Raw genomic sequence first — 4895 nt, 5'->3', positions numbered from 1 at the left:
CGACAGGCCCTTCTGCTCAAGGACCTTCGTGATCGCCGCCGTCAGCGTCGTCTTCCCGTGGTCCACGTGCCCGATCGTCCCCACGTTGATGTGAGGCTTCGTCCGCTCGAACTTCTGCTTCGCCATCTCCCGACTCCTTCGTCGTCGCTAGGCCCAGCCGAACCCCGCCACGATCTTCTCCTGCCTCTCCTGCGAGACGCCCGCGTAGTGCGAGAACTGCGTCGTGTAGAGCGCCCTGCCCTGCGTGAGCGACCGAAGCGCGGTCGCGTATCCGAACATCCGGCCGAGCGGCACCGTCGCGTCCACGACCTGCGCGTCGGCGCGCATCCTCGAGCCCTCGATCTTCCCGCCCCGCGCGTTGAGGTCGGCGATGACCTCGCCGACGTACTGCTCCGGCACGACGACCTCGACGCTCAGGATCGGCTCGAGCAGCACGGGGCGCGCCTTCATGACGGCGTCCCGGAGCGCGATCGAGCCCGCCGCGCGGAAGGCGATGTCGCTCGAGTCCACCTCGTGATAGCTCCCGCCGACGAGCGCGACCTTCATGTCGACGAGCTGATACCCGGAGAGAATGCCGTTCTCCATGGCGCTCTCGACGCCCGCGCGCACGGAAGGCACGAACTCCCGCGGCACGTCGCCGCCCTTGATCTCGTTCACGAACTCGAATCCGCCCTCGGCCAGGGGCTCGACGCGGAGCGTCACGTCGCCGTACTGGCCCCTGCCGCCGCTCTGGCGGATGTACTGGCCGCGGGCCTCGGCCGCCTGCGTGATCGTCTCTCGATAGGCCACCATCGGCTTGCCGACGTTGGCCTTCACGCCGAACTCCCGCAGCATGCGGTCGGTGAGGATCTCGAGATGAAGCTCGCCCATCCCCGAGATGATGGTCTGACCGGTGTCGGGGTGCGTCTTCGCAGTGAACGTCGGATCCTCCTCCGCAAGCCGCAGGAGCGTGTCGCTCAGCTTCTCGTCGTCCGCCTTGGTCTTCGGCTCGATCGCGACCGAGACGACCGGCTCGGGGAACTTCATCCGCTCGAGCACGATGGGCCGCTTCACGTCGCAGAGCGTGTCGCCCGTGCTCGTCTGCTTCGGCCCCACGACGGCGACGATCTCGCCCGCCATCGTCTCGATGAGATCCTCCTGCTTGTTCGCGTGCATGAGGAGGATCCGCCCGATGCGCTCCTTCTTTCCGGTCCTCGGGTTCAGGAGCTGCTCGCCCTTCTCGATCGTGCCCGAGTACACCCGGAGGTACGTGAGCCGCCCGACGTACGGGTCGGTGGCTATCTTGAACGCGAGCGCCGCCGCGGGCTTCGAGTCGTCCGCCTCGCGCAGCTCGGACTTGTGCGTGAACGGGTTCGTTCCCGCGACCGCCGGGATGTCCAGGGGCGACGGGAGGTAGCTCGTGACGCCGTCCAGAAGCCGCTGGACGCCGACGTTCCTGAGCGCCGAACCGCAGAACACGGGGACGATCCTGAGCGCGATGGTCGCCCTCCGGATCGCGCCGACGACCTCGTCGTTCGAGATCTCCTCGCCGTGAACGAACTTCTCCGCGACGGTCTCGTCCGCCTCGACGATCTGCTCGATCATGTGGTCGCGGCGGACCTCCGCCTCCGCGCGGAGCGCAGGCGGCACGTCGTCCTCGCGGACGACCGCCCCGAAGCTGTCCTCGTCGAAGCGCACCGCCTTCATGGCGACGAGATCCACAAGACCCTCGAAGGACTCGCCGATCCCGATCGGGAACTGCACGGGCACCGGGTTCGCGCGCAGGCGGTCCGTCATCATCGTCACGCAGTTCTCGAAGTCCGCGCCGACGCGGTCGAGCTTGTTGACGAACGCGAGCCGCGGGACCTTGTGCTCGTTCGCTTGGCGCCAGACGGTCTCGGACTGCGGCTCGACGCCTCCGACGCCGCAGAACACGGCGACGGCCCCGTCGAGCACCCTCAGCGACCGCTCCACCTCGACCGTGAAGTCCACGTGCCCCGGCGTGTCGATGATGTTGACCCTGTGGTCGAGCCAGTAGCAGGTGGTCGCGGCGGACGTGATCGTGATGCCGCGCTCGCGCTCCTGCGGCATCCAGTCCATCACCGCCGCGCCGTCGTGCACCTCGCCCATGCGGCGCACGCGCCCCGTGTAGAACAGGATGCGCTCCGTGAGAGTGGTCTTGCCGGCATCGATGTGCGCCATGATGCCTATGTTCCGCACCCTCTCGAGAGGGACTGCCCGCGCCATGAACCGCTCACTCGCTCCCGCGGCGACCCGCCGCCGCGACACCGTCGTCGGGAGAACCCGGACCCCGGCGTTCCCCTCCCCGTGCGCCCCGTATTCCGCCGTGCCGGTCAATGGTCCCCCGCCTCGGGCCGATTACCACTTGTAGTGCGCCAGGGCCTTGTTGGCCTCGGCCATCTTGTGCGTGTCGTCCCGCTTCTTCATCGCCGCGCCTTCCTTCTTGTACGCGGCGAGGATCTCCCCCGCGAGCTTCTCCGCCATCGAGTGCTCGGAGCGCTCCCGCGCGTAGCCGATGATCCACCGGAACGCGAGAGCCGTCCGCCGCTCCGGCCGCACCTCCACCGGCACCTGATAGGTGCTTCCCCCCACCCTCCTCGACTTCACCTCCAGCATCGGCCTCACGTTGCCCACGGCCCGCTCGAAGACCTGAAGCGGGTCTTCCTTGGTCCTGTCGGCCACGATGGTGAGCGCCGAGTAGAACGACTTCTCGGCCGTGCTCTTCTTCCCGCCCTTCATGAGGCAGTTCACGAAGTGCGTCGCGAGCTGGCTTCCGTACTTCGGATCCGGCTGCCTCTCCCGCTTTGCGATCTCGCGCCTTCTCGGCATGCTGCTCTCCTCTACTTCGGCCGCTTCGTCCCGTACTTCGAGCGCGACTTCTTCCGACCGTCCACGCCGGCTGAGTCCAGCGGGCCGCGGATGATGTGATAGCGAACGCCCGGCAGGTCCTTCACCCTCCCGCCGCGGATGAGCACGACCGAGTGCTCCTGCAGGTTGTGCCCCTCGCCGGGGATGTACGCCGTGACCGAGTCGCCCTTCATGAGCCTCACCCTGGCCACCTTGCGGAGCGCCGAGTTCGGCTTCTTGGGGGTCGTCGTGTACACCCTCGTGCAGATGCCGCGGCGCTGAGGATGGCCCTGAAGCGCACGAGCCGGCTTCTTCTTGATGCGCTCGACGCGTCCGCGCTTCACGAGCTGGTTGACTGTCGGCACACTGTCCTCCTCGCTGGTTGTGTCCGTCCGACGCCCGCGCCGCTCCCTCAGGAGGTCGCCGACGTCAGCGTGCTCTCGACGTCGGTCTCGGGCGCCTCGTCCGGGCGCTCGACGACCGTGGGCTCCGGCTCCTCGGGCCTGAGGACCGCGATGTCCTCGAACTCCTTCAGTCCGGTCCCGGCCGGGATCCTCCGCCCGATGATCACGTTCTCCTTGAGCCCCCGAAGCTGGTCGATGTCCCCCCTGGTCGCCGCCATCATGAGCACGCGCGTGGTCTCCTGGAACGACGCGGCCGAGATGAAGCTGTCGGTCGTCAGCGCCGCCTTCGTGATGCCCAGGAGCCGCGCCTCGTGCGTGGCGGGATGGAGCTTCTTCGACGGGTCCTCGATGGCCTTGTTCTCCTCGGCGATGCGCCGGTTCTCGCGCTCGAACTCGGCGCGCGACACGACGTCGCCCTCGAGGAACCTCGTGTCGCCCGGGTCGACGACCAGCACGCGCTGGAGCATCTGCCGGACGATCATCTCGATGTGCTTGTCGTTGATCTTCACGCCCTGCAGTCGGTAGACTTCCTGGATCTCGTTCAGGAGGTACTCCTGGACCGCCTTCTCGCCGCGGATCCCGAGGATGTCGTGCGGGTTGATCGGCCCCTCGGACAGGCGGTCGCCGGCCTTCACCGACTCCCCGTCGTGCACGCGCAGGTGGATGCCGTGCGGCAGGCGGTAGACCTTCTCCACACCGTCGCCGGCGACCACGACCTCGCGCATGCCCTTCTTCACGTCGCCGAACCGCACGATGCCGTCGATCTCGCTGATCGTCGCCGGGTTCTTGGGCGGCCTCGCCTCGAAGAGCTCCTCGACGCGCGGGAGGCCTCCCGTGATGTCCCGGGTCTTGCCGAACTCGCGCTGGATCTTCGCGAGCACCGTGCCCGGCTGGATCGCGTCGCCGTCCTGCACCAGGATGCGCGCGCCGGTGGGCAGAATGTAGTCGCCCGTGGACCTGCCCGACTTCGACTCGACGACGATGGACGGGTGCAGCTCCTTCTCCGGGTCCTCGACGATCACGCGCTCGCGGTGACCGGTCGTCTCGTCCGCGAAGCGCTCCATCGTGCGCCCCTCGACGATCTGCTCGAACCGCACCGTGCCGCCGGACCGCGCGATGATCGGGTCGTTGTAGGGGTCCCACTCGAAGAGCGTCTGCTCCTCCTCGACGTGCTGGCCCTCCTGCACGCGCAGGATCGCGCCGTACGGGATGTTGTAGGTCCTCGTCCGCCCGTCGTCACCCAGCTTCATCAGTCTGGCGTTGCGGCCGATGACGATCTGGTTCCCGTCCGCGTCCGTGCGCAGCGACGCGGCCTTGTCGAAGTCGAACTTGATCGTCCCCGGCGCGATCGCCTCGCGCTTCGAGACCTCCGCGATGCGCCCGGCCGTGCCGCCGATGTGGAACGTCCGAAGCGTGAGCTGCGTTCCCGGCTCTCCGATGGACTGCGCCGCCACGACGCCGACGACCTCGCCGATCTCCACGATGCGGCCCGTCGCGAGGTTGCGGCCGTAGCAGAGCGCGCACACGCCGCGCGCGGACTCGCACGTGAGAACGGACCGGATCGTCACTTCCTCGATGTTCATGTTGCGGAGCTTGTCGGCGGCCTCCTCGTCGATGAGCTCGTTGCGACCGAGGATGACCTCC

The 4895-nt window shown here is 68.0% G+C and carries 5 protein-coding genes; all 5 read right to left on the bottom strand.

The features are described 5' to 3' along the window. The coding region (tuf, locus tag FJY74_09265; GenBank protein ID MBM3308502.1) for an elongation factor Tu at nt 1-126 on the bottom strand (126 nt) is incomplete at its 3' end. A gap of 21 nt (nt 127-147) precedes the next feature. Then, the gene (gene fusA, locus FJY74_09260; protein MBM3308501.1) at nt 148-2226 is read right to left on the bottom strand and encodes an elongation factor G; all 2079 of its coding nucleotides are present in this window, start codon (nt 2224-2226) and stop codon (nt 148-150) included. 132 nt (nt 2227-2358) lie between these two features. Further along, nucleotides 2359-2829 carry a 30S ribosomal protein S7 gene (gene rpsG, locus FJY74_09255; GenBank protein MBM3308500.1) on the bottom strand — a complete coding sequence of 157 codons (471 nt, stop codon included), beginning with the start codon at nt 2827-2829 and terminating at the stop codon, nt 2359-2361. Between the two features lie 11 nt (nt 2830-2840). Beyond that, a complete protein-coding gene (locus FJY74_09250; GenBank protein ID MBM3308499.1) occupies nt 2841-3212 on the bottom strand; it encodes a 30S ribosomal protein S12 in 372 nt (123 codons plus the stop codon). Nucleotides 3213-3259: 47 nt separating this feature from the next. Continuing rightward, nucleotides 3260-4895 (bottom strand): DNA-directed RNA polymerase subunit beta' (locus FJY74_09245; protein MBM3308498.1); only part of this gene is annotated, 1636 nt, incomplete at its 5' end.

It is taken from the genome of Candidatus Effluviviaceae Genus I sp., from assembly GCA_016867725.1.
Taxonomy (GTDB): domain Bacteria; phylum Joyebacterota; class Joyebacteria; order Joyebacterales; family Joyebacteraceae; genus VGIX01.
Note: the sequence above shows the minus strand (reverse complement) of the source record. Positions and strands in the feature narration are given on the sequence as shown.

Excerpts from the sequence above, each read along its gene's own strand:
- fusA (MBM3308501.1), bottom strand. The coding sequence starts at position 2,226 with ATGGCGCGGGCAGTCCCTCTCGAGAGGGTGCGGAACATAGGCATCATG.
- rpsG (MBM3308500.1), bottom strand. The coding sequence starts at position 2,829 with ATGCCGAGAAGGCGCGAGATCGCAAAGCGGGAGAGGCAGCCGGATCCG.